This window comes from Paenibacillus shirakamiensis (assembly GCF_017874255.1).
Lineage (GTDB): Bacteria > Bacillota > Bacilli > Paenibacillales > Paenibacillaceae > Fontibacillus > Fontibacillus shirakamiensis.
On the sequence record NZ_JAGGLD010000004.1, the window covers coordinates 193,720 to 217,251 of the forward strand.

Annotated in this window: 20 protein-coding genes; 16 read left to right on the plus strand and 4 right to left on the minus strand. The window is 43.3% G+C overall.

Going from position 1 to position 23,532, the window contains the following annotated elements:
* Positions 1 to 617 precede the first annotated feature (617 nt).
* From J2Z69_RS12780 to J2Z69_RS12805, 6 genes are all read left to right on the plus strand, one after another.
* Entirely contained in the window at positions 618 to 1,913 is a 1,296-nt protein-coding gene (locus J2Z69_RS12780; protein WP_209863132.1) for a sugar ABC transporter substrate-binding protein, read from the plus strand.
* Between the two features lie 120 nt (positions 1,914 to 2,033).
* Positions 2,034 to 3,347, plus strand: coding sequence for a carbohydrate ABC transporter permease (locus tag J2Z69_RS12785; RefSeq protein ID WP_209863134.1), 1,314 nt, complete (start codon positions 2,034 to 2,036; stop codon positions 3,345 to 3,347).
* On the plus strand, positions 3,344 to 4,189 hold the full coding sequence (locus J2Z69_RS12790) for a sugar ABC transporter permease (protein WP_209863135.1): 846 nt from the start codon (positions 3,344 to 3,346) through the stop codon (positions 4,187 to 4,189). Before J2Z69_RS12785 ends, J2Z69_RS12790 begins: the two co-directional genes overlap by 4 nt.
* A gap of 302 nt (positions 4,190 to 4,491) precedes the next feature.
* A complete protein-coding gene (locus tag J2Z69_RS12795) occupies positions 4,492 to 5,085 on the plus strand; it encodes a type IV pilus modification PilV family protein (RefSeq protein WP_209863138.1) in 594 nt (197 codons plus the stop codon).
* The gene (locus J2Z69_RS12800; RefSeq protein WP_209863141.1) at positions 5,069 to 5,683 is read left to right on the plus strand and encodes a PulJ/GspJ family protein; all 615 of its coding nucleotides are present in this window, start codon (positions 5,069 to 5,071) and stop codon (positions 5,681 to 5,683) included. Before J2Z69_RS12795 ends, J2Z69_RS12800 begins: the two co-directional genes overlap by 17 nt.
* Positions 5,684 to 5,699: 16 nt before the next feature.
* Positions 5,700 to 7,490: a hypothetical protein gene (locus tag J2Z69_RS12805; RefSeq protein ID WP_209863145.1), complete on the plus strand. Its 1,791-nt coding sequence runs from the start codon at positions 5,700 to 5,702 to the stop codon at positions 7,488 to 7,490.
* Positions 7,491 to 7,587: 97 nt separating this feature from the next.
* On the opposite strand, the gene J2Z69_RS12810 is transcribed toward J2Z69_RS12805, so the two are convergent.
* On the minus strand, positions 7,588 to 11,142 hold the full coding sequence (locus tag J2Z69_RS12810) for a DUF5057 domain-containing protein (protein ID WP_245339296.1): 3,555 nt from the start codon (positions 11,140 to 11,142) through the stop codon (positions 7,588 to 7,590).
* A gap of 297 nt (positions 11,143 to 11,439) precedes the next feature.
* Between J2Z69_RS12810 and J2Z69_RS12815 the strand changes: the two genes are divergently transcribed.
* From J2Z69_RS12815 to J2Z69_RS12855, 9 genes are all read left to right on the plus strand, one after another.
* The gene (locus J2Z69_RS12815) at positions 11,440 to 13,104 is read left to right on the plus strand and encodes a GspE/PulE family protein (protein WP_209863151.1); all 1,665 of its coding nucleotides are present in this window, start codon (positions 11,440 to 11,442) and stop codon (positions 13,102 to 13,104) included.
* Between the two features lie 12 nt (positions 13,105 to 13,116).
* Positions 13,117 to 14,157 carry a type IV pilus twitching motility protein PilT gene (locus J2Z69_RS12820; protein ID WP_209863154.1) on the plus strand — a complete coding sequence of 347 codons (1,041 nt, stop codon included), beginning with the start codon at positions 13,117 to 13,119 and terminating at the stop codon, positions 14,155 to 14,157.
* Positions 14,157 to 15,365 carry a type II secretion system F family protein gene (locus J2Z69_RS12825; RefSeq protein WP_209863157.1) on the plus strand — a complete coding sequence of 403 codons (1,209 nt, stop codon included), beginning with the start codon at positions 14,157 to 14,159 and terminating at the stop codon, positions 15,363 to 15,365. The genes J2Z69_RS12820 and J2Z69_RS12825 overlap by 1 nt, the downstream gene beginning before the upstream one ends.
* Positions 15,366 to 15,475: 110 nt before the next feature.
* Entirely contained in the window at positions 15,476 to 15,940 is a 465-nt protein-coding gene (locus J2Z69_RS12830) for a prepilin-type N-terminal cleavage/methylation domain-containing protein (protein WP_245339281.1), read from the plus strand.
* A gap of 80 nt (positions 15,941 to 16,020) precedes the next feature.
* A complete protein-coding gene (locus J2Z69_RS12835) occupies positions 16,021 to 16,773 on the plus strand; it encodes a prepilin peptidase (protein WP_209863160.1) in 753 nt (250 codons plus the stop codon).
* Between the two features lie 12 nt (positions 16,774 to 16,785).
* Positions 16,786 to 18,345, plus strand: coding sequence for a pilus assembly protein PilM (pilM, locus tag J2Z69_RS12840; RefSeq protein ID WP_209863163.1), 1,560 nt, complete (start codon positions 16,786 to 16,788; stop codon positions 18,343 to 18,345).
* 1 nt (position 18,346) lies between these two features.
* Positions 18,347 to 18,943 carry a hypothetical protein gene (locus tag J2Z69_RS12845; RefSeq protein ID WP_209863165.1) on the plus strand — a complete coding sequence of 199 codons (597 nt, stop codon included), beginning with the start codon at positions 18,347 to 18,349 and terminating at the stop codon, positions 18,941 to 18,943.
* Between the two features lie 86 nt (positions 18,944 to 19,029).
* Positions 19,030 to 19,461: an NfeD family protein gene (locus J2Z69_RS12850; RefSeq protein WP_209863167.1), complete on the plus strand. Its 432-nt coding sequence runs from the start codon at positions 19,030 to 19,032 to the stop codon at positions 19,459 to 19,461.
* Between the two features lie 2 nt (positions 19,462 to 19,463).
* On the plus strand, positions 19,464 to 20,396 hold the full coding sequence (locus J2Z69_RS12855) for an SPFH domain-containing protein (RefSeq protein ID WP_209863169.1): 933 nt from the start codon (positions 19,464 to 19,466) through the stop codon (positions 20,394 to 20,396).
* Positions 20,397 to 20,660: 264 nt separating this feature from the next.
* Here J2Z69_RS12855 and J2Z69_RS12860 read toward each other — a convergent pair whose 3' ends face one another.
* Positions 20,661 to 21,383 (minus strand): PspA/IM30 family protein, encoded by a 723-nt coding sequence (locus J2Z69_RS12860; protein WP_209863171.1) that lies wholly within the window; start codon positions 21,381 to 21,383, stop codon positions 20,661 to 20,663.
* A gap of 14 nt (positions 21,384 to 21,397) precedes the next feature.
* Complete coding sequence (locus J2Z69_RS12865) at positions 21,398 to 21,628, minus strand: PspC domain-containing protein (RefSeq protein ID WP_209863173.1); 231 nt, start codon at positions 21,626 to 21,628, stop codon at positions 21,398 to 21,400.
* A gap of 315 nt (positions 21,629 to 21,943) precedes the next feature.
* Here J2Z69_RS12865 and J2Z69_RS12870 point away from each other — a divergent pair, with 315 nt between their 5' ends.
* Positions 21,944 to 22,501 (plus strand): flavodoxin family protein, encoded by a 558-nt coding sequence (locus J2Z69_RS12870; protein WP_209863175.1) that lies wholly within the window; start codon positions 21,944 to 21,946, stop codon positions 22,499 to 22,501.
* Positions 22,502 to 22,730: 229 nt separating this feature from the next.
* On the opposite strand, the gene J2Z69_RS12875 is transcribed toward J2Z69_RS12870, so the two are convergent.
* Positions 22,731 to 23,444, minus strand: a complete 714-nt coding sequence (locus tag J2Z69_RS12875) for a YcnI family copper-binding membrane protein (RefSeq protein WP_209863179.1) — start codon at positions 23,442 to 23,444, stop codon at positions 22,731 to 22,733.
* Positions 23,445 to 23,532: the final 88 nt, after the last annotated feature.

A 23,532-nucleotide genomic window follows, 5' to 3' on the forward strand; every position in this document is an offset into this window, starting at 1 on the left:
CACATCCGGACCTTATTAATGGGCTCCGAGGATGTACCTGAAAGGAAACATTGCCTTTAAATTATCATGGTAAAATAGTATGTACGTGTCACATTGGACAGGATTATAGCATGCCATTTTCATAGTGACAATATCAATAATAAGAGTATATAAACCATATAGCAAAGCTTGAATATCATTTTGAGTTACTGGTAGAAAAGAGTACACGATCACAAATAGTAATTGATTAAAAGGTGGATGATATTACTTTGAATCTGATATCAATTAGTCCCTTTGGTTATGCCATAGAGCATAAATTTCCTAGGATTTATAGCATGAATAAAGCATCAAATGAAGAAAAAAAGATCACATAAAATGTGATCCGTTGCGATATAAGGAGTAATAAAGAGTAATATGGAGATATCAACCCTATATTGCAGGAAAACAACCAATGCAAACGTTTTTACTATGATTAATCGATGCTGTATGATGTTTTTAGGAATGAAGCGCTTTCTATTTTATAAATCTTGCTAAAACATAGAAAATTACGAGGATTTGCAACCTTGTATCAAGTTTAATGAAATCGTTTGCGCATTGTTTCTGTAAAGGATTCGCTAATAACGGGAGGGTTAATACAAATGAAATTAAAGAAATTCACGGTTCTGCTTGCTGCACTGTCTATGGCGATTTCCATGACCGCTTGTGGTCCTAAAAAATCCGCTGAGGAAACTCCAGCACCTGCTCCAGACACAACAACAGAACAACCAACAGCAGACAAAACAGAAATTAAACCTGAAGATGGAGCTACCTTGGTCATTTGGGAAAGTAAAGATGAAAGAGCCTTCACAGATGAAATTGCTAAGCAATTCACTGAAAAATATAAAGTGCCTGTAAAGATTGAAGAAGTAAAACCAGATGAGCAAGTGACAAAACTTACTCAAGATGGACCTACAGGTCTCGGTGCCGATGTGGTTATTTTCCCACATGATAACTTGGGAAGAGCAGCGAGCGCACAATTGTTACTGCCTAACGATATATTTGCTGATGAGACCAAAAAGAACAATACGGACGCTTCTGTGCAAGGGGTTACGTACAATAATGAACTTTATGGATATCCAAGAGCCGCAGAAACGTATGCGCTTTATTATAATAAGTCTCTTGTAAAAGAAGCACCTAAGTCTTTTGATGATGTGATCGCTTTTGGCAAGACCTTCACAGATAAGGCGAAGAAGAAATACGGCATCATGTGGGAAACAGGTAATATGTACTTCAACTATCCATTCATCGCTACTACAGGTGGATATATCTATGGTAAGAACGGTACAGACAAATCCGATATCGGAATCAACAATGCAGGTGCGATTGAAGGCCTGAAAGCATACCAAAGTTTGAAAGAAATTCTACCTGTGAAGAGCGGCGACATTACGCCTGACATCAAACGTAGCTTGTTCAACTCCGGTGACGTAGCAATGGATATTACAGGACCCTGGGAATTGAATGCTTACAAGCAAGGTTTGGGTGACAAACTCGGCATCGCTCCGATCCCAACGATTGGTGGTAAAGCAGCTATTTCCTTCTCCGGTATCAAAGCTTGGTACGTAAATGCGTACACTAAATATCCGAATGCATCCAAGTTGTTCGCAGAATTCGCTTCTTCTAAAGATGCTCAACTTCTGTTGAACTCTAAAGTAGGTTCCGTACCGACGAACAAAGAAGCGCTTGAAAGCGATCAAATTAAGAACGATCCATTCGTGTCTGCCTTCGCTGCACAAACGGTGAACTCCGTGCCTATGCCTTCGATCCCTGAAATGGGTAACGTATGGGCTCCTGTAAATGCGGCGCTTCCAGAAATTTGGGATAACAACAAAGATCCTAAAGAAGCAATGGACAAAGCAGCCAAACAAATCGCAGATTTGAACAACGGCGCGAAATAAAGATCAGTCATTCACACAGGGAATTGGATAGTAGACTACATCAGGGAATTTTAAAGACGACCCGCTGCTAAGCTGCTGCGGGTCATTCCCCGATCTACCGGAGAGGAGAACATCAGACTGATGCGTCAACAACGTACAATCGCCAGCGTTTTATCCATCGTAGGTATGGGTCTAGGACAAATATATAACCGCCAATATATTAAGGGGATTCTTTTTCTTATCGTAGATATATTGGGCCTTACTTACTTCATTAGTAGTCTCGGAAATGCAATATGGGGTATCACCACCTTGGGAGACAGAGCCAATCATCTTGTCAAAGTGAATGGTGTATCCAAAATGGTCGCAGGCGATCATTCAATCATCATTATGATTCAGAGTTTAATTATTTTGCTAGCTCTAGTTGCTTTTGTTATCGCTTATATTTTCAATATCAAAGATGCTTACCAGACCGGGAAATTAAGAGAGTCCGGCGTCAAAGCCAACAACTTCTCACAATCGGTTCGATATATTTTGGATTACAAATTTGCTCAAACCTTGTTACTCATTCCTGCAATTGGCATTCTCTGCTTCACCATCATGCCGATCGTCTTCATGATCATGTTGTCTTTCACGAACTATGCGGCTCCTGACCATATTCCGCCAGGGAAATTAGTAGATTGGGTAGGCTTCGAAACTTTCCGTAACTTAGTGACACTCAAATCCTGGAGTCATACGTTCTATGGTGTATTAACTTGGACCATCGTATGGGCTATCCTTTCCACGGTGACAACGTATTTTGGAGGTATGCTTGTTGCCCTGCTGATTAATCAAAAGGGAATTAAGTTCAAAGGTCTATGGAGAACGCTGCTCATCGTACCTTACGCAATTCCTCAGTTGATCTCCTTGCTAGTTATGCGTAACTTGTTCAACGGTCAATTCGGCCCAATTAACCAGTACCTTGGATATTTCGGTCTGGGATCTCTGCCTTGGCTAACTGATCCGACTTGGGCTAGGGTTACAGTCATTGTGGTCAATATGTGGGTAGGTATTCCGGTATCGATGCTTCTGATTCTAGGTGTCTTGACTACCATCCCGCGCGATATGTATGAAGCGGCTGAAGTGGATGGAGCTACCGCCTATCAGAAATTTAGAATTGTTACCTTACCGATGATTTTATTCACTACAGCCCCTACATTAATCATGCAATTTGCAGGAAATATCAATAACTTTAATGCGATTTTCCTGTTGACCGGAGGCAGTCCGGTAGTCGGGGATTATCAGTATGCAGGCGCGACAGACTTGCTCGTGACTTGGCTCTATAAGCTGACGCTTGATCAGAATAAGAATAATATGGCTTCCGCCGTGGGTATTATTATCTTTATCATTGTGGCTACCTTCTCGATCTACAACTATCGCCGGACGAAATCATTCAAAGAGGAGGATATGATCCAATGATCGGACTCAAAACAGCAAATAAATTACGTCTTGCCGCCAGTTATCTGGTGCTTGTGATCTTATCTATCTGTGCTCTTTATCCGGCGTTGTGGGTTGTAATTGCTTCCTTTAGGCCTGGTAAGTCACTATATAGTAAGACGCTTCTCCCTGATCACTTTACGCTGGACCATTACCGCGAATTGTTCACTTCCAAGACGTTTATGTTTGGAACTTGGTATATGAACACACTGAAAATTGCTACGTTATCTATGATTATTGGGGTAACGCTTACGCTCTTAACGAGTTATGCAGTATCACGTTTCCGTTTCAAGCTCCGGAAGACCACGCTGTCTACGATATTGGTACTGGGGATGTTCCCTGGCTTCATGAGTATGATTGCCATCTTCCTGTTGCTTAAAGAATTCAATTTGCTGGATACTCATATGGCCTTAATTATTGTATATGCTGCGGGGGCACCACTGGGTGGAACGCTCATTGCAAAAGGATTCTTCGATTCTATACCACGCTCTCTCGATGAAGCAGCCCGAATAGATGGGGCGACGAACTTTACCATATTTACAAGAATTATCATCCCATTGTCTCGCCCAATGCTTACGTATTTGGCATTGACGCAGTTCGTAGGACCGTGGGTAGACTTTATCTTCGCCCGTCTAATCTTGCGTACCAAGGAGAACTGGACGCTTGCCGTAGGACTATGGGATATTGTCTCCACTTCTCAGAACAGTAACTTTACCTTGTTTGCAGCGGCATCTGTATTTATCGCGATTCCAATCATTATCCTATTCATCTTCTTGCAACGACTTCTCGTTGATGGACTTACCTCGGGCGCAAGCAAAGGATAAAAGTTATCCCCAAATGGAATGTGGTCATAACAAACATCATATCAACTTCGCAAGAATGAACTAGCTATAAAAGATACGTTCAGCTGCACCTAAAGCCCGATCTCTAGAGAAGAGACCGGGTTTTTTATTTGCATTAGGTACGGCTACCTTTAATTATCCTGCATAAGTAAATATCAGAACTGTACTTAGGTTATTCCATGGATAGAGTGGGATTACTCATTGCTGTAGACCTATCTAGCGAATATAATAAAAGAGAGAAATAGGTATATTTTAGCAGATACATAGGTCCTAAGATGAGGTGAATGTTCAATTTGGTACAAGGAAAAGATCATGAACAAGGGTTCTCACTAGTAGAATTATTGGCGGCTATTACTATATTGTCGATTGTGTCCTTGGTTCTGACCGCTTATTTTACGAATGCACTCTCGTATTCCAAGCAGAATCAGAATAAGACGATTATGGTTAATCTGGGGCGGAACGCTTTGTCATTTATGGAGAAGATGGAATTCGATGCGCTGTCGGACTATTTTATTAATCAGAATCATACGAGCATAAGTCCGAGTGGATGTGTAAGAACAGGCAATCAGCTAGATTGTACAACGTATAATCAATTGTTGAATATATCCAACCCTGCCGTCCTTCCCGCAATATTGCAACCCGAGATTAATGGCATTACTTATGAAGTTACAATTGAATATCAATCTCAGCTTAAGGATGAACTAGATCCTACTAAAGATCCTACTAAAGATCCTACTAAAGTTCCCACTTTAGATCCTACGAAGGCAGCCAAGTATTTGCTTCCGGTGCAAGTGAAGGTGGTAGGACAGGGAAATAAGGCCAGCAAAGGAAATGAGACGATAGTGGAGGGTTATATTACAGATGAGCGGATTCGTTAAGCGTCGGATGAAGGAAGAGGGATTTACGCTCATTGAATTGATTGCCGTTCTTTCATTATTTGGATTGGTATTGGGTTTAATATATTCCGTGTTGATGTTTGGATTTAAAAGTTATACCCAGATTCATGTAGAGAACGCCCTTCGGGATGAGGCGGATATTGTGATGTCTTCCGTGATAACGGAATTATATACATTTGGTCCTGATCGGATTAGTAGCCCTGGCAAGGATAGTCAGACTCTGATTTTGGAAAAGGAAGTGCAAGGGTCAGGCTTGGCAACTGAGGTGAAGAAACGCGAGATTAAGCTGCAACATGGCGCGGTTTATATTCGCGATCTGGCATCAACTTCGGGCAGTCTTGGTTCTGGGGCTGGATTTAATGATCCCATTGAAGTCGGGAAAGTAAGTATAGCTTCCACATTAATAGAGCGTGATCCAAGTCAATCCGGCATACACGGCTCATCCTTGTTACTTGATAGCTGTGAGTCCGCGTTGCCTTGTTCAAGAAGAAGCGGCCTGCTAACGATTCAATTGGTGCTCCAGCAAGAGAGCGGCGGCAAGCCTTATCAGCTTGAAGTGAAGAGCAAATTTGGTTTTTGAAGATAGGGGGCTGAACATGAAGCGAATGCAAGAAGAGAGCGGGTCTGCACTGGTGATGGTACTATTTGTAGTGCTCATGCTGACGATCTTAGGTATGGCGGTACTTAGCGCTTCCATTGGAGGGGCCCAACGAGCCGAGACTCGTGAGAACGATGTGCAGAGCCTACATTTAGCTCAGAAAACGGTAGATGAAGCGGCGGCTGCCATTGGCGCAGGTCTAGCGGGAAAGGAAGATATTAGTCCCAAAGAGCTGGAAGTCACATTACGAAATGTTGTAACACAAATTCGTCAACAAGGCAAAAAAGTGACCACGGGCTTCAATGTGAATGGGATCTCCAGTGCAAAAGGAGAAATTGTAGATATAACTTATAACAACATGACCGTTAATGCTAACGATCATTCTATACTGTACCATCTAACGATAACTGTGAAGGCAACAGTCAATGGCGTGCTTCGCAAGCTCAAACAGGATGTTACGATTGATACCTTTCCAGATTTCTTGAAATATGCGATAGGCTCTGAGAGTAACCTAATCATCAATGGAGCGGCTCAAATTCAAGGCAATGTGTATGCAGGGCAGAAGCTGTTACTTAACGATTATGCTTATTACAAATACAATAAGCAGGAGCGCGAGAAAAATACCGTATTCCCTACTCTAGCCCATGGAAGCTTGCTGAACGTCTCTTCCATACATGATATTCAGTATCAAGAAGGCAATCGGCGGCTGGGATCTAACTACATTCCCTTAACAGAAAATACTTGGCCGACAATGTACCCAACACTGCTGCACAGTACAGACTCGGAACTGCTTCAGATTAAAGATAAGAAAAAATTTGTTTCTATTAATTTAGATGAATCAATTCTAGACAAATTGACAGAAGCTCTAGGTACGGAGAACGGGCGGGATCAGATACGTAACAACATTGGCCATCTTGGAAGTTACCTTTTGCAGGACCCAACAGCAGCGACTAAGTTTCTGGGTTTAAGACTTCCAGAGAAACCAACTGCACCTGATTTTCCAACCGATGACAATGCAAAGGTAACTCAAGATTATGATAAGGTAGTAAAGGATTATGATAAGGCATTAAAGGAGTATAATGAAAAATTAGCTATTTATAACAAAGGTCTAGACGAGTTAAATCGGAATCTGATGAATATGAATCAATCTGCCGTATTTGAAAATGGGATGACGATCGATGGGGATACGCTGAAAGAAGGGCTACGCTATACGGAAGAAGCAAAGAGAAACGGACGCTGGTTAGTGGTGGATGGGGATCTTACCATTGATAATTATAAGTCTCAACCATTGCAGATTCGGGGGAATGTATTGGTTACTGGGAAAGTGATAATTCGTGGACAGGTGGCTTTTGATTCCACAATGTTTGTGATGGGGAAGACAACGATTGAGGATGCCACAATTACAGGGTTAAATCAGAAAGAGCTTGTACTGATCTCTAAAGGTAAGATTTTAGTGAATCGATATGATGCCTTTCAAAATGCTTCACCTGCTTCGCTCAGAGCCTTTTTTTATACAGAAGACACAGCGGAGTTGTACGGTGTAGGTTCGGCCTTCTTGCTTAATGGAGGATTCTTCTCTAAAGGGGACTTAACGATTCATGCTGTACTCGGCTCTGCGACTGGCAATGGATCGACGATAGATTTTAGTCCTCAGACGGAAGGCACGTCACTCAAGCGGTTCGAAGTTAAGTATAACGAACAAGTATTTGAAGATCAGAATACGAGTTTGCCAAGAGTGCGGCAGGTTAATATTAGCATGGGAGCTTTACAGCTTATGCCGCAGGACTGATTTGCACAATTGTACTTTTATGCGTCTACTTCTATATAGAACAACCCACAGCCATCTAGCTGTGGGTTGTTTGTCTTTTGTAATTTAGGACTGTCGATTAATAGCGGTCATCTGTTTCTTTGGAATCAACTTTCACCACTATAGTAGCAGTGATGTTAGGGTGGTCTTTAAGGGTTACGGTCACTGCGGTTATTCCACGTTGCCCAGCGATAATAACCCCACTAGTAGGATTTAGAATTTTAACAATAGTACTGTCCTTAGAGGTCCATATTAATTGATTTCGTACAGTGTCCTTAAGTCCGAATGGCCTTAGATCATTTAATAAATGATACTCTGGAGAGCCTTCTTGCAGGGTCATACTAAGTGGGAGCTGAAGAAGAAGACGTATATCTATCAGCTTCTCTACAGTTAGTGTACCCGCAGTTACGCTCACTTTTACCGTGCCTGCATCGTTCCCTGTTAGTACAGCCGTCTCATTAGAGGTTGTGATGGAAGCAAGGGTAGTAGGTGTCCCATCAACATTGGTGACTTTCCAAGTAAAAGGGGTCTGATCTGCATCCAAAGGCAAGAATGTTGCTTTTAGATCGATCTGATTTCCTAATTGGACCTCGCTTGAACCCTCAAGAGCTATACTCGTCATAGGGTTGGATACGTTAATTTCATAGGATGCATTATACGTATATTTCTGATGTGTAACCTGACTCTCCGTTTGAGCTACAAGTCCAATAACGGCTTTTCCAGAGGCAATTCCTTTGATGTTCGTATTCCACTGATTCTGTGGATCAGATAGTTGCACAAAGTTAGCACCTTCTAAAACAGTCCATTTCAACGAGGTTATATTTTGCCCATCCAAAATAAGTGAACTATTGAGCGAGATCGTCTGATTTTTATAGACGTTATGAGGACCCGTAATAATCAGTTCGGGTCGGATGACAGTGATTTGCGACGTTGCGGTTAGATTGCTTCCATCTATAGACTTAGCCGTTATGACAGCTTTTCCTACGGCATGAGTTTCAATGATACCATTTTCATTCACACTGACGATTTCAGGATTGCTACTTGTCCATGTATAAGTTAAGAGGCTAGCATCATTAGGTTCGTAACGTGGTATTAATCTGGTTTTATCTCCTGTGATAAGTGTATAGTCATCTAACGTCAGCTTGGTAAGTTTGGTCACCGCTTCAAAAACATAGGTAGGAAATTGCAGTGATTTTGTAGTTGAATTACCGATATCAATAAAAGTAAGATTTGAATTTCTTAACGTATAGATTCCATTTTGGGTTGGTTTGACAGCGATATCGAATGAAATCGGATCAGCCACATAGGTTAGTCGGTCTGCCGAGAGTCTATAGACGATAGAATTTAAATTCCCCGAAATCGTATAACCTGCACCTAGAGATCCACTTTTTTGAAAGTTTGCTGCAGAACTATTAACAGGAAGAGTTATTATCTCAAGGTTAGTAGGAAGTGTCTCGCTGAATTGTACATTTTTAATCGTAATTTGATCATTGTCCTTCACCTTAAAGTAAGCTATAGGTTTAGGGGTTACCGTATAATGCATAGTCACCGTGTCATTCTTCTCCACTTTGCCGTTGATTACATTGGCAGAGAGTGTCCGGTTCGTCTGCAGATTCGCCGTGACCTTAACGATTTTAATAGGAACAGTGACTTTAGATTCAGCTCCTTGACGGTCACGAGCAACAATTTGGATAGACATATCTCCGCCTTCAGGAAGGGGATTGTCAAATGTCATATTAATAACACTGCCAGATTGTACACTTCTTTCGGGAAGCATCGTCGTCTCTTTGCCGTTGATGATGAACTTAAAGCCTGTTGTAACATTACGGTCTTTTAGATCTAAGTCGTTGGCAGTATAGCTTACAAGCAATTTTTGATAAGAAGGAATGACATCAGTTGCTAAAGGCGCATGAACTGTTATCGTAGGTGCATGGTTAGAACCAATGAATGCACGGTACATCGTATTCACGAATAGTCGTTGTTCCCAATCGGGGAAATTTGAATTTGTATGCCCTGTACCTGAATACGTCACATTCCCTTTCGAATACGTATAAAAATGATTCCAGCTATCTTCTTCATCCCTTTTTCCACCAGTGATATTATACCAGGGCACAATGGTAGGATCCTCTAAGTCCAGCGTGAAATACTGGTTATGTGTCAGATTAATAAGTGGCCTCTCATTCGTTCCAGTTGAGAGACCTTTAGTAAGATAAAATGGATATTGTGTAAGTAATCCATCATTAACATTGGTGGTCGAGGTTGATTTGTTCGGGGCACTTAGACCCAGGTTTGTCATGGGTGCAATCTGCCCTGTATCCTGCTGGAAATTATCAACCCAAAGTTTCCAATACTTATTACTCGTATCTGCTTCGTCTCTGAAAATCGTATCATGGGTGAACATGACCCCTTGTCCCGTAGATATGAAGTTGTGAACGGCCTGAGCGGATTCTGCCGTAAGAGAAGCAAATTGATTGTATTCGTCCCGGAAACCAAAGACGATCATATCGTATTTACCGTTAAGGTCTTTATAACCCGTAGTAACAAATTCACTGGATTGCATGACAGACAGGTTAATTTTGTAATCGTCGGAATCACTGCCTAAATAGGCAGCGTTCATATTGTTTCCCTTCAATAAGGAGCTATTTTCACCTCCTGGAAGGATTTGCAGAACACGAACTACCGTTTTCTCATCTTTGAAATGAATGGTGCCCGTTTCATAGCTCTTTATCTTGGTTGCTTGATCGACTAGATCCAGGCGCCAGTACAGTAGTCCTGAATAAGCTTTAGGTAATTCATAACTAATCTCCCCACTTGTCCCCGTAATTGAGGTCGAAGCAACCATTTGATTCTCATCAAACGTAAGTACCTTATCAATCCCTAAGTAAAGATTGGATTGAATTAGACGGTCCTTAATATTCTCAATATTGTACACATTAAATTTGAATACTAGCTTGTCTCCTGCAACATAAACTTTAGTCTGATCGGTCGCATAATCGGTAGGCTTCATATTCTGCCCATTGCTCGCATCTAAATCGATTCTAGGACGAAGTTTCAACAGAGTTATATTGGCATTGAGCTTATCAGTTAAAGGAGTGTTTTTATTCCCAGCTGGAACTTTAAGTTGATCAGCACCCACGAACCAGACATTAGATTTAGGTGAGGTAACAAAAGGTGCAAATAAGTTATACAGATTACTTTTCTTGTCAGTTTTGCTCATGACATCGTTATGTACCATAACAAGCATACCTTTATTAATATAGCTGGATACAATCTGAGAGGCTTTAAGCTTAGTGATATCGTTCATTACATCGGTTGTCTCGTGTGAAGAACCTTGTACGCCCGCTATACTATAAAGTCCAGTATCCACAAAAATAGCATCATACTTCCCATCAAGCTCATCTCGCATCGCTACAAAATGCTTCATTCTGACTTTCTCTACGGTAACCGTTACTCCCGTCAGATTGCTCATTAGAGTGGTAAGGTCCGTCGTTTTGTATGGCGAGGTCGCGGTGCTGTTGTTGTCTATAATTTGAAGTATTTTCAGCGGGTATGGTTTGGGGATTTCAGCATTCACCTTGAAAAATACAGCGGTCACCAGGAGCAAAAGGGCAAGAATAGGAATTACATAAGCCATACGTTTCACGAGAGGACAACCTCCTTAGATTTGATAAAAATGTTCAATTACTGCGAAAGGACTTATTTACTAGAAAGTTCATTCTTTTGTCCTGTAAAATTATTGTAAATTAACTAGTGTTATGATATAAATCAATTTAGGAATAATGTACCATAGTAAGCGTAACAATCATAGATGATTAGTAGACTATTTCACTATAAATTAGGGATTTTTTAACAGATTATACGAAATTAAGGTAGACGCCTTATAGAATTTTTTTGGAAGATACCAATAAAGAAAAGTGTGAGGTGATAGGGCATGGCCGTAGTGAAAAAGAGATTAGGAGATTTGCTAGTTGAAAATGGCGTGATCGCCGAAGAACAGCTGCAAGAAGCACTCCAAGAACAGCGGAAGACGAAGCGAAGACTCGGTGACCTTCTAATCTCTCAAGGTTACATTACGGAACAGCAATTAATAGAAGTACTAGAGTTTCAGCTAGGCATACCTCATGTCAGTCTCTTTAAATATCAGATCGATCCTGCACTCACGCAGATTATCCCTGAGAGTATGGCTAAGCGTTATCAGGTGCTTCCTTTTATGAAGGAAGGTGGCAAGCTGATGGTAGCCATGGCAGATCCACTGGATTACTTTGCGATTGAAGATCTACGAATGACTACAGGTTTCCGCATCGAGCCGGCTATTTCTACCCGGGATGAACTCCAGCGAGCCATCGCAAGACACTATGGGCTTCGGGACTCGATGAGCCAGATGATGGTGGAGCTTCCTACACAAGAAGAAATTGAAGAAACAGAGATTACGGATGAAGGCTCGCCCATCGTACGTCTGGTCAATCAGATGATTCAGCAGGCTATTCATTTAAAAGCGTCAGATATCCATGTAGATCCAGCTGAGAATCATGTGACGATTCGCTACCGAATAGATGGATTGCTACGTACCGAGCGGGTTATTCCTAAGCAGATGCAAGGATTCATCACGGCGAGGCTCAAGATTATGTCAAAGCTGAATATTGCAGAAAGACGCCTTCCTCAAGACGGGCGGATGAAGCTGCAATTCGATCTGCGGATGGTAGACATTCGAGTTTCAGTTTTGCCTACCATTCATGGAGAGAAATTAGTATTACGTCTACTAGATTTGAGTACAGGAGTTAAGGCTATTGATCAGCTGGGTTTCAGTGATCGGGACTTACAAGCCTTCCAGTCTATTATTGAGAACCCATATGGCATGATTTTGATTACAGGACCTACAGGTAGTGGGAAAACAACTACATTGTACTCCGCACTCAATCATCTTAATGAGGAAAGTTCCAATATTATTACCGTGGAAGACCCCGTGGAATATCAGATAGAGGGAATTAACCAAGTACATGTGAATCCATCGATTGGACTTACATTTGCAGCAGGTCTGCGCTCTATACTTCGGCAAGATCCAAATATTGTTATGGTAGGGGAAATTCGTGATAACGAAACGGCGGAGATTGCAATTCGGGCCTCGCTCACCGGTCATTTAGTATTATCTACGCTACATACAAATGATGCAGTCAGTACAATTACTAGACTTCGAGATATGGAGATTGAGCCGTATCTTATTGCTTCCTCCTTAGTGGGGGTTATTGCACAGCGGCTGGTAAGAAGGATTTGCCCAGAATGTAAAAAAGCCGTAGCGCCAACCGAGCAGGAGTCCATTGTGCTACACAATCATGGATTAGATGTTGATGTGTTATATCGCGGGAAAGGCTGCGGTAACTGCAACCAGACAGGCTACCGAGGACGGATGGCTATTCATGAGATCGTAGTGGTTAATGAGAGGTTACGTGAGAGCATCACGCGTGGAGCTTCTATTCAAGAGCTTCGGCAAGAAGCCTATGCACAGGGCATGGTGAGTCTAATGAACGATGGCATGTCCAAAGTAGCCTTAGGCTATACCACACTGCAAGAAGTACTTCGTGAGACGGTATCACATTAAGGGGGCGCTGACATGACAGGTCACATCGATGAACTACTAATATTAGCTGGGGAACTTAGAGCCTCTGACCTGCACATTTCAGTGGGTTCTCCTCCAGTCATCCGGGTGGACGGTGTACTACGTTCCTTGGGAGAACAGATGAACAATCCTATTGATATACAGGAAATGACCTCTCATTTGCTTCGTACACAACGTGTTACGGATAAGCCCGAGGAAGAGGAACGAGATTTCGCTTACGCAATTGAGGGTGTGGGACGCTACCGTGTTCATATTTATCGTCAGCAGAATGAACCGAGTCTAGCTATACGGCTCTTGCCGGGGGTGATTCCTAGCATTGAGGACCTTGCGCTTCCTCAGATTATTCAGATTCTTGCTCAAAAAATGCAGGGGTTAATCCTTGTAACCGGGCCAACGGGTAGCGGCAAATCTTCCACCTTAGCGGCCATCGTGGGATGGATTAATCGAACTCAGCATAAACACATTATTACTTTAGAGGATCCTGTGGAGTTCTTACATGGTCCGGGTCTTTCTCTCATTCATCAGCGTGAAATAGGGGTGGATACGACTGGATTTGCACAAGGTCTTAAGGCCGCACTTCGGCAAGATCCCGATGTTATTATGGTGGGGGAACTTAGGGATTTGGAGACGATCTCAGCGGCCATGACTGCGGCCGAGACGGGACATCTGGTGCTGGCTACCTTACATACGTCGGATGCACCACAGACTATTGACCGAATTATTGACGCCTACCCTGCATCTCAGCAGTCTCAGATTCGTGTTCAACTAGCTTCTGTGCTTACCGCCGTAATCTCGCAGCGATTACTACCTAGTCCCAAAACTTCAGGCCGTGTGTGTGTAACTGAAGTGCTGTTAAATACGCCGGCTGCGGCCAATCTCATTCGTACAGAGAAGACGCATCAGCTCAAAAGCATTATGCAGACAGGCCGGCAGTTAGGGATGCATACGATGGACATGAAGGCAAGGGAACTGCTACAGCAAGGCGTGCTTGATCATATTACAGCCAAACCTTATTTGATGGAGGCCAGCAGCTAATGCCTCAATTCGAATATCGTGTGAAGACGGCTAGCGGTCGTGATCTGACGGGCAAGTTGACTGCGGCAGATAAATCTACCGCTATGGAAGATTTGCGGAAGCGGAATGTGACCGTTTTTTCACTAAAAGAACAGAACAATTCTATCTTTTCCAAAGATATTTATCTAGGCAATCCCGTCAAAACTATACAGTTCATCATCTATTGCCGACAGTTTGCCACCTTGATTCGTGCGGGGGTAACCATTGTAGAATCTACGGTCATTCTAGCCGAACAGACGGACAGCAAGGCCCTAAAAAAAGCGTTGTTAGATATACACTCGAGCTTAATGCGGGGTGTGCCTTATTCTCAGGCAGTGCTGGATCATCGCAAAATTTTCCCGACGATGTTCGTCAGCATGATACGCGCGGGAGAGGAATCCGGCAATCTGGAAGGTACGCTGGAGCGCTTAGCTATCTTTTTTGAGAAGCAGTATAAGACACGGGAAAAGGTTAAGTCAGCGCTCATGTATCCAATGACCGTAGGTATTCTAGCAATCGCATCCGTCGTCTATCTCCTGTGGGCGATTGTACCTCAATTCGTGACCATGTTCGCTTCGATGAATGCTACTTTACCTGTAGTAACGCGTATCGTGCTAGGGCTAAGCGGCAGTATTCAACATCAGTGGTATATTTGGGCGATGTTGCTTGTCCTAGGTATAGCGGGGTACCAATTAATGAAGCGGGATGAACGGGGAGCCTACTGGATTGATTATGCGAAGCTTAAAATACCTGTATTCGGAAAATTAATGCAAAAAAGTGCGATTGCTCAGTTCACACGTACCTTCTCCTCGTTGTACGCAAGTTCGGTCCCTGTATTGCAAGCCCTGGCGATTGTGGAAGGCGTCGCCGGGAATAAAGTGATTGAGCAATTCATACGCAAAGCGGGCGATTCATTACGGCAAGGGAATCCTTTGTCTGAACCGCTGAAGCAAGCTTGGGTGTTCCCCCCACTAGTGACGCAAATGATCGCTATTGGTGAGGAGACCGGGGCACTGGATCAAATGCTGGAAAAGGTAGCTGATTTCTACGAGATGGATGTAGAGAACACCGTAGACCGATTGAAATCGCTCATCGAACCGCTGTTGATCGTGTTTTTGGCCGGCGTGGTAGGCCTGATTGTCGCAGCTATTATGCTGCCGATGTTCAGCATTTACAACCAGATGGGTTAATCTGCGGTGATCTTTTATAGGTCATAGTAAGCACAAGATATGCCCATGTCGATGACGGAGTACAATTGTTAAGAATCAGAAAATGAATGAAAAATTTAGGAGGAATTCACATGTTAGCAAGAGCAATGAATGCAAGGTTAAAGAAGTTAGGTAAAGAAGAGAAAGGGTTCACATTGATTGAGTTACTAGCGGTTATCGTAATTATCGGTATCATTGCAATTATTGCTATTCCACTGATTTCAGGTATTCTCAGCAATACGAAGCAAGATGCAAACGTAGCAACGGCTGGCCAGATCTACGATGCGGCAAGATTGTACGTAATCAGCGAGCTTAATGGGGATTTTAAGAATAAAACAGTTCCTATAAATGGTGATGATGCAACTTCTACACTTATGAGTAAGGGTTATCTCGATAAAAAACTATTGCTTCCTAGTACTAAAGCACAAATCACAGGGGGTAACGTGAAATTCGATGCTAATGGGGTGTTAGATAGTGCAGCAGCTGTTACTATTACAACCTCAGAGGGAGACATAATATATACTTCTGATGATGTACTTAAAGCTAAAAGAAAGTAATACATGAAATATTTTTTCACATCTCAGGAACCGTAACCCGGTTCCTGTTTCAAATTCAAGACGAAAGCAGATTTGCCTAAATGTCGATCATTATAGCTTTATATATAACGTTAATAGGCTTAATTATGGGTTCTTTTTATAATGTGGTAGCTTCACGTATTCCGGTAGGCGAGTCCATTGTCCATCCTCCCTCACATTGTTCGGGCTGTGGAACCAAGCTCAAGGCGAGAGATTTAATTCCTCTTCTAAGCTATGTAGCATCTAAAGGCCGCTGCCGTTACTGCGGGATGCGACTCTCCTGGTTATATCCTGCCAGTGAAGCAATGACAGGCTTGTTATTCCTATGGATTTTCAATCTAAAAGAAATAACAACTGAATCCCTCATTGGATTTACCCTTGTGAGTATGGGGATCATCGTGTCTGTAGCCGATATGATATATATGCGTATTCCTAATAAAATTTTGATGTTCTTCGCCCCCTTGTTCATCATCCTGGTAATTATTTGGCCTGCTCATTCTCTGTGGAGTCACGGTTTAGGCGCGATAGCGGGTGGCGGCATTCTAGTTCTCATCGTACTCATCACAGGAGCGATGGGGATAGGAGATGTGAAGCTGTTTGCTTTATGCGGATGGTGTATAGGGTTACCGAATACGCTATTAGCTTTGTTGTTAGCCTGCGCTATCGGTACGTTAGTGGGGGGCGGGCTGATGTTGACTGGGCAGGTGAAGAGAGGCCAGCCGATTTCGTTTGGTCCATTTTTGATGATAGGAACACTAATTGCTTATGGATATGGTTCAGAAATTATCGGCGGGTATCTCTCGCTCATCGGTTAGGAGGCAGCAGTTATGTTCGGAATAAGCTCATCCCGGGTGGGAATTACGATTGAGCAGAATGCTATACGTTATGTCAGATTAAAAAAAAGTAAATCATCCGAGATGGAGAGCAAAGGCTGCTTGACGCTCCCTCGTGGTCTGATTATAGAGAATGAAATTACAGACCGATCTGTGTTAGGGCAATCTGTTGCCCAGTGGGTGAAGCAGGAAGGGCTGAAGGGGAGCGAGGTCAATCTTTCCATTCCGCCTTCTCAGATTATTATACGTAGAATGTCGATTCCAAGTCTTCAACCGAAGCAAATCGAGCAGTTAGTGAAGCTTGAGGTTGAGACGGCGCTGCACTTACCGTTTGACTACCCTGTATATGATTACATTACGGTGAGTCAGGATGAGGATCATACTCACCTTCTTGTGTATGTGGCTCCCAGAGAACTTATCGAAGGATATATTCAGGTGCTGACGGAGGCCGGCGTCAAAGTAAAATCTGTGGAGACTTCTGCCACGGCGCTAACCCGAGCTATTCAGCATGCATCCTTACAGCAGGAAGAAGCATCGCCCGATGTAATGCTGATTCATTTGGACGCGGGGCTACTCGATATCCATATGCTTCATAATGGACAGCCTGTATTTATGCGTACTTTAGATTTACAGGAAGCGGACTCATATGCCCTACCCATAGAACTGGAAAAAGATGAAGAGAGTGTGCTCGGTGCTACTAAGGAGCGGTCATCTGGATTCTCATCGAGTCAGATTGTTGAGATTACAGCGGAAATCTCTCGTATGCTTAACTTTTATCAATATAGTCTTCATGATGGAAATTCAAGAATTAGCCATATCATTATCAGCGGCAGATCTGATTTGCAAGAGCAATTAGAACATGAGTTGGAGCTTTCACATGCTGAACTAAATATTCGTAGCCTGGTCCGTTTTGCAGAGGGCGCTTCCAACGCAGAGCTAGAAATGTACAGAATGGCCGTTGGTGCAGCTATTAGAGATCGAGCGATACGAAGTATTAATCTTTATCCGCAAGAAGATCGAGAGGCTAGGATCTACCCCATGCTTGTAATGTCTCTAGGGGCGCTGTGGTTATTAGGAGGTATAGCTTCAGGTATTCTCTATGTTCAAGGACATAACCATGTGAACCAGCATTCGAATCAGCTGCAAGTGTTACAAGAAGAAAATGCACAGCTTCAAGTTAAATTGAACAAGCTGAGCTCAGGGGGTGCTAATCAAGTGACTAACCCTGCGGATATAATTGCTTCAATAAATGAAATGAAAATGGATGCCGTCCAAGTTGTAGATTCCATGCAGCGTCCCCTTCCGGTAGGGGGAGCACTTATGAATGCAGCCTATTCACAGAATAAAGAGCTCAATGTAACGGTAGGTTTCACATCCATGTCTGATGCGGCCACGTATTTAGCTAGTCTACGCAAACTGCCTTTTGCAGTGAGCACGGAGATCACTAAGCTAACCCAGGATAATGGGAATGCGGGAGCAGCTCAGATCTACACGGCTGTATATAAAATCCTAATGAAAAATGCGGATCAGTCTGCGAATGGAGAGGCAGGTTAACATGGTAGAATGGACGGAACGTATTTCTAAATACCGAAATGCCTTAATCTTAGCAATCATTCTGATGTTTGTTCTTTTAATAGGGTTTTATGTGCTGGCCGTACAACCTGTTCGGACAGAAGATCATGCTCAGCAAGAAGAGATTAGCTTAGTGACTGAGGAAAATGCAAGAATGCAGGAGAAGATCGCTTCTTTGAATGCAGCCGCTCAGGAGAATGCAGCGAATGGCGTCATGGATCAAGCCTTACCTGCTGTAGAGAATACAGAGCAAATCATTCGTGACTTTAAGACGATTAGCGAAAAAACGTCGATCTCTCTGAAGGACGTGCAGTTCACTATTCCTACGATGAATCATATTCGTATAGCTAAAGGAGATGAGAAATCTCCTTTCCCATCTGTCAAAGAAGTCAATATGACGGCGACCATTCAAGGGAATCTTACGCAAATTCGTGCATGGATGGATGAGCTTCAAAAGCTGCCTCGTCTGCTTGTAGTAGATTCCTTTACTTTTGAGAAACCCTACGAGGTATCCCCTCCAGGCAGTATCATTGACGCAAATGTGTCATTTACCGCTTATTATCAACCTAATACCAAATAAATCCTTTTGTGGTAATATAATTGAATACGTTGCTTTAGATGTTCCGTATATATAAGTATACCTACGGAAAGGTGGTGCATCTGCTGATGCATGCTTGGTTAATTTGGCTCATTATTGCTGGCGTATTACTTATTTTTGAGATGTTAACTTTAACATTTTACTTGTTATGGCTAAGTATTGGTGCAGCGGCGGCCGCGGTTGTAGCTTGGATCGTGCCGGATGCTATTCTTTGGCAAGTAGTCGTTGGATGTGTAGTTGCACTCGGATTAACCGTGTTCACAAGACCTTTGGTTCAGCGGGTACGTACATCCAGAGGATTTCAGGATTCGGGAACGGATCTGGTTGGACGGGAAGGTCTAGTCGTGGAGCCCATTCGTCAAGGGCATTATGGCATTGTCAAAATAGGCGGGGATACTTGGAGTGCCTCCTCTCAACAGTCCTTAGACAAGTTCGAACGCGTCCGTGTTATTGAACGAGGGAATGCTATTATCGAAGTAGAACGTTGGGAGGAAATTTAATTATGTATATCGGAGTAGTTGTTGGCGTGTTGTTAGTTGTTGTGATCGTATTCATAGCTCTAACGATTAAAATTGTACCTCAGCAAAGGGTAGGGGTTGTAGAGCGTCTGGGTAGGTTTAATCGACTGCTTAACCCGGGGCTGAACATATTGATCCCGATTATCGATCACGTGAGAACTTATCATGACCTGAGAATTCAACAAGCAAATGTACCTCCACAGACGGTCATCACTAAGGATAACGTTCAGGTGCAGATTGATACGATCATTTTCTATCAAGTAGTCGGGCCTGAAGAGGCTACATATGGGATATCCGATTATGTGTACGGGGTTCGTAATATCTCCACAGCTACGATGCGTCAGATTATCGGTAAGCTTGAGCTCGATGAGACCTTATCGGGACGGGAGAAGATCTCTACAGAAATTCGCCTTGCGCTAGATGAAGCCACCGAGAAATGGGGCGTGCGGATCGAACGTGTAGAAGTCATCGATATCAAACCACCTATGGATATCCAAGAAGCGATGGACAAACAAATGAAGGCCGAGCGTAGCAAACGTGCGATTGTTCTTGAAGCGGAAGCTGCCAAGCAGGATATGATTCTTCGTGCAGAAGGGGATAAACAAAGTAAGATTCTGAAGGCTGAAGGGGATAAGGAGGCTCGGATTAGAGAAGCTGAGGGTCTGGGCCAAGCGCAGGAACTTGAAGCTCTAGGTCAGGCCAAAGCGATCTTGTCCGTTGCCGAAGCCGAAAAAAATCGAATTGAACTACTTCGTAGTGCGGGACTGGATGAAAATGTCCTAGCTTATCGTTCTTTTGAGGCACTAGAGGAAGTATCCAAAGGTGCAGCGAATAAGATTTTCCTTCCAATTAGCGCAGTAGATACGCTAGGCAGTATTGGAGCCATTGGTGAAGTGTTCAAGAGCAAGGACAAGTAGGAACAGCAATCCCATGATCCTCAGTATTTATAGCAATACAAAATAAGATGTACAATTTATTCAGAGCATGAATGCCAGAATACTCAACTTTCCATATTTCTTCCATAACAAAATTTACACTAAAAGCCCCCGGGAATTGTAATTCCCAGGGGCTTTTTCATAATGAATTCGTTACTCCTTTTTGCTAATAGGTCGGCGAAGACTGTTCACATTAGATTGATTCCCTAAGAGTATCCATCCATCAGAATGAAGATGTCACGTTCCTCACTCTTTATGTGTATCGGTTACTTTTCCTTGCAGGCGGCTGAGTTCATCCTCAACGGCACTATTTTTGGTATAGGAAGGTTGTTGAGGGCTTGAAGTAGATGCGCTACTGCCATTATAACTTGAAGCATTAAGTCCTGCTTCCCATTGTAGAATCTTCTCTTCCATGCGCTCAAAACCACGGGCCGCTGTCCCACTAAGGTTAGAATATCCAGAAGTCCCTGCTCCGGTTGCGCCCCAGTTCGTATGGGAAGAGCTGGATTGCGCTTGGCGAGATCGTTCTTCTGCACGCTGTGCACGAGCTACGAGTTCTGTGCGTTTTTCTTTGAGGCGAGCGAACTCCTCTTTAGCAGTCTGAATGTGGAATTCTAGCTCTGTAATACGCTGACGAGTGATATCCAGGGTAACGCCATGTTCTTCTGCTTGCGTTTTGAAGGCGAGTTTGGCCTCCACTGCTTGACGTGCAGCGACTTCATTGCCTCCATTAAGCGCTTCTATAGCACGTTCTTCAGCAGTAGCCGCAGAGCGGATCGCTTCGTCCTTGCGGAAGGTTAGTACTTTAACAGAAGTGTGTTGTTCACTCAATTTCCGTTCAGATGAATCGATGTCTTCTTCTAAGTTGCGCAAATATTGATTCATAAGCATAACGGGGTTCTCCAGTTTGTTCAGCGCCTCATGGGCAGCCGCTTTGGTCAAATTCGCAATTCTCTCGAAAAAAGTCATGTGTACATCTCTCCTTATTTGTAGTTGGAAAAGCTATCGTAAGTGTCAAAGCCGTATTCAGGTTCTTTGGGAATCACAAGGCTGGCCACAATGTAGATAAAAGCAAACGTTCCAAAGCTAAAGATGGCGCCTAGCGCAGCCACAAGACGAATGAGTGTAGGGTCAATGTTAAAGTATCGAGCGACACCGCCGCAGATTCCTGTGATCATTCGGTCAGACCGAGATCGGTATAATTTGTTCTTCATAATCTAATCTCTCCTCTGTCAATGGTTGATCTAGCAGACTGAGGCGGGTGCAACCAAGGTCTCATTCGTCGTTCGCCTCTCTTGCTTCATGTCTATATCTTACGCTGTAATCAAAGGATTCAAAACGGCCCTTAGGCGGTTTGTGAACTGGACCTGAGGAGGGGATGAGGCTCAACACTTAGACTGGGTTCCCATTTTTAAACCTATCAAAATTTCATCCCTGATAATTAGAAAAAGCGAATGACAGCTGAAAATTCGAATATTACAATAAAAGGAATACCGTAGTCGATTCGAAATATAGGAGGCGCTAATGAGATGAGTGTCGTTGTTTTGCAGGGAAGTGCACGTGCTGGAGGGAATACGGAAGAATTGGTAGAGCTGGTGCTTCAGGATATACCGCATACTCACGTGATCCTTCGCGATCATGAGATTCAGCCGATTGTAGATCAAAGGCATGCCGAAGGCGGATTTCAGACGGTGGAAGATGATTACGATGCTCTGATTCAGCAGGTGCTTGAGCATGATATTTTGATTTTTGCTACGCCTGTATACTGGTATGGCATTTCGGGGACGCTCAAGACATTTGTGGATCGGTGGTCGCAGAGCTTGCGATCGCAGGAGTATGATTTCAAATCGTTAATCTCCGGGAAAAAAGCATACGTGGTCGTGGTAGGCGGAGATGATCCAAGAATTAAGGCGCTTCCTTTGCTTCAGCAGTTGAAATACACATTTGACTTTGTAGGGCTATCATTCGAGGGATACGTCATTGGAAAAGCCAGCAAGCCCGGTGATATCGCCTCGGATGAACGGGCGCTGCATGACGCGAAGGGATTGAATGCGCAGCTTAAGGCTGTACTCGCTGTTAAGTCGTAACATCATTATCTGGACTGTTTGGATGTATAAACTAGGTTAAGAAATATATTTGAAGAAATCTAAGATATTTTGTTCCAAATATTTTGTGAACACCTTGGCATAGCAACATAGGAACATCCGAATAAGCATAACCCAAGACAATTAATGCGGAAAGAATAAGGGTATGAGGTTAAGCCCAAGCTTACACCATACAAAAAGGCGAGGGCCAAAGCCCCCTCCTTTTATAATATTAACGTCTAATTTTACGAACGAACAAAATGGATACCCAGAGAGATACAAGAGAAGCGACTAAAGCCAAGGCTGATAGGACGACAGCGACCGTCTGCCCACTGGACCATTCCGTAGTTACGGGCTCTGCTGAAGAATTATCGGCTACTGCGTTACCTGTATTTGTGTCTTTATTTACATTTGTATTCGTATTAGGCGTAGCCGCATGCTCATCCTTGGCCGGTTCAGCTGGTGTAGAAGATGTGCTCGCTGTAATTTGGGTTACCGAATGGGGACTTTCTCCGCCATCGCCTGTCCACTCGACAATCGTTCCGTCTTTGTAGTACTGGAAGGCATCCCAGTTAAGTGTGGCATCTTTGGCGGGGTTCTGAGCCACAAAGTTAAATTGTTGGAACTGACCTGCGAGAATGCCTTCGCCTACGGCTGTCCAAGTTACGTTGGTTATTTTACCTGCTGAATCTTTCGTAGTCTCTACTTTCCAGCCGGGTACAGGTTGATAATTTTTGAAATCTGCGTTCGCTGGTATTTTCAGAGCAATTTTGGTTGTAGCTACGTCTTTTTCCACTGGAATTTTGATGGAATATGTCTCATAGGCTTTGGGCTCGGAGGTTGTAGGACTGACGGTCACATGCGCACTGGCTACGCCTGCAAACAGCAAGGCACCCACGGCCATACTGGAAAAAGTAGTCATAATACGGGTCAATTTGATTGTCATAATTGAATTCTCCTTTAGTGTAGAATCTTGAATAGTGTAGAACCTTGAATTATAAGATCTGATTTATGGTGTTAATAATTTGGAGTTA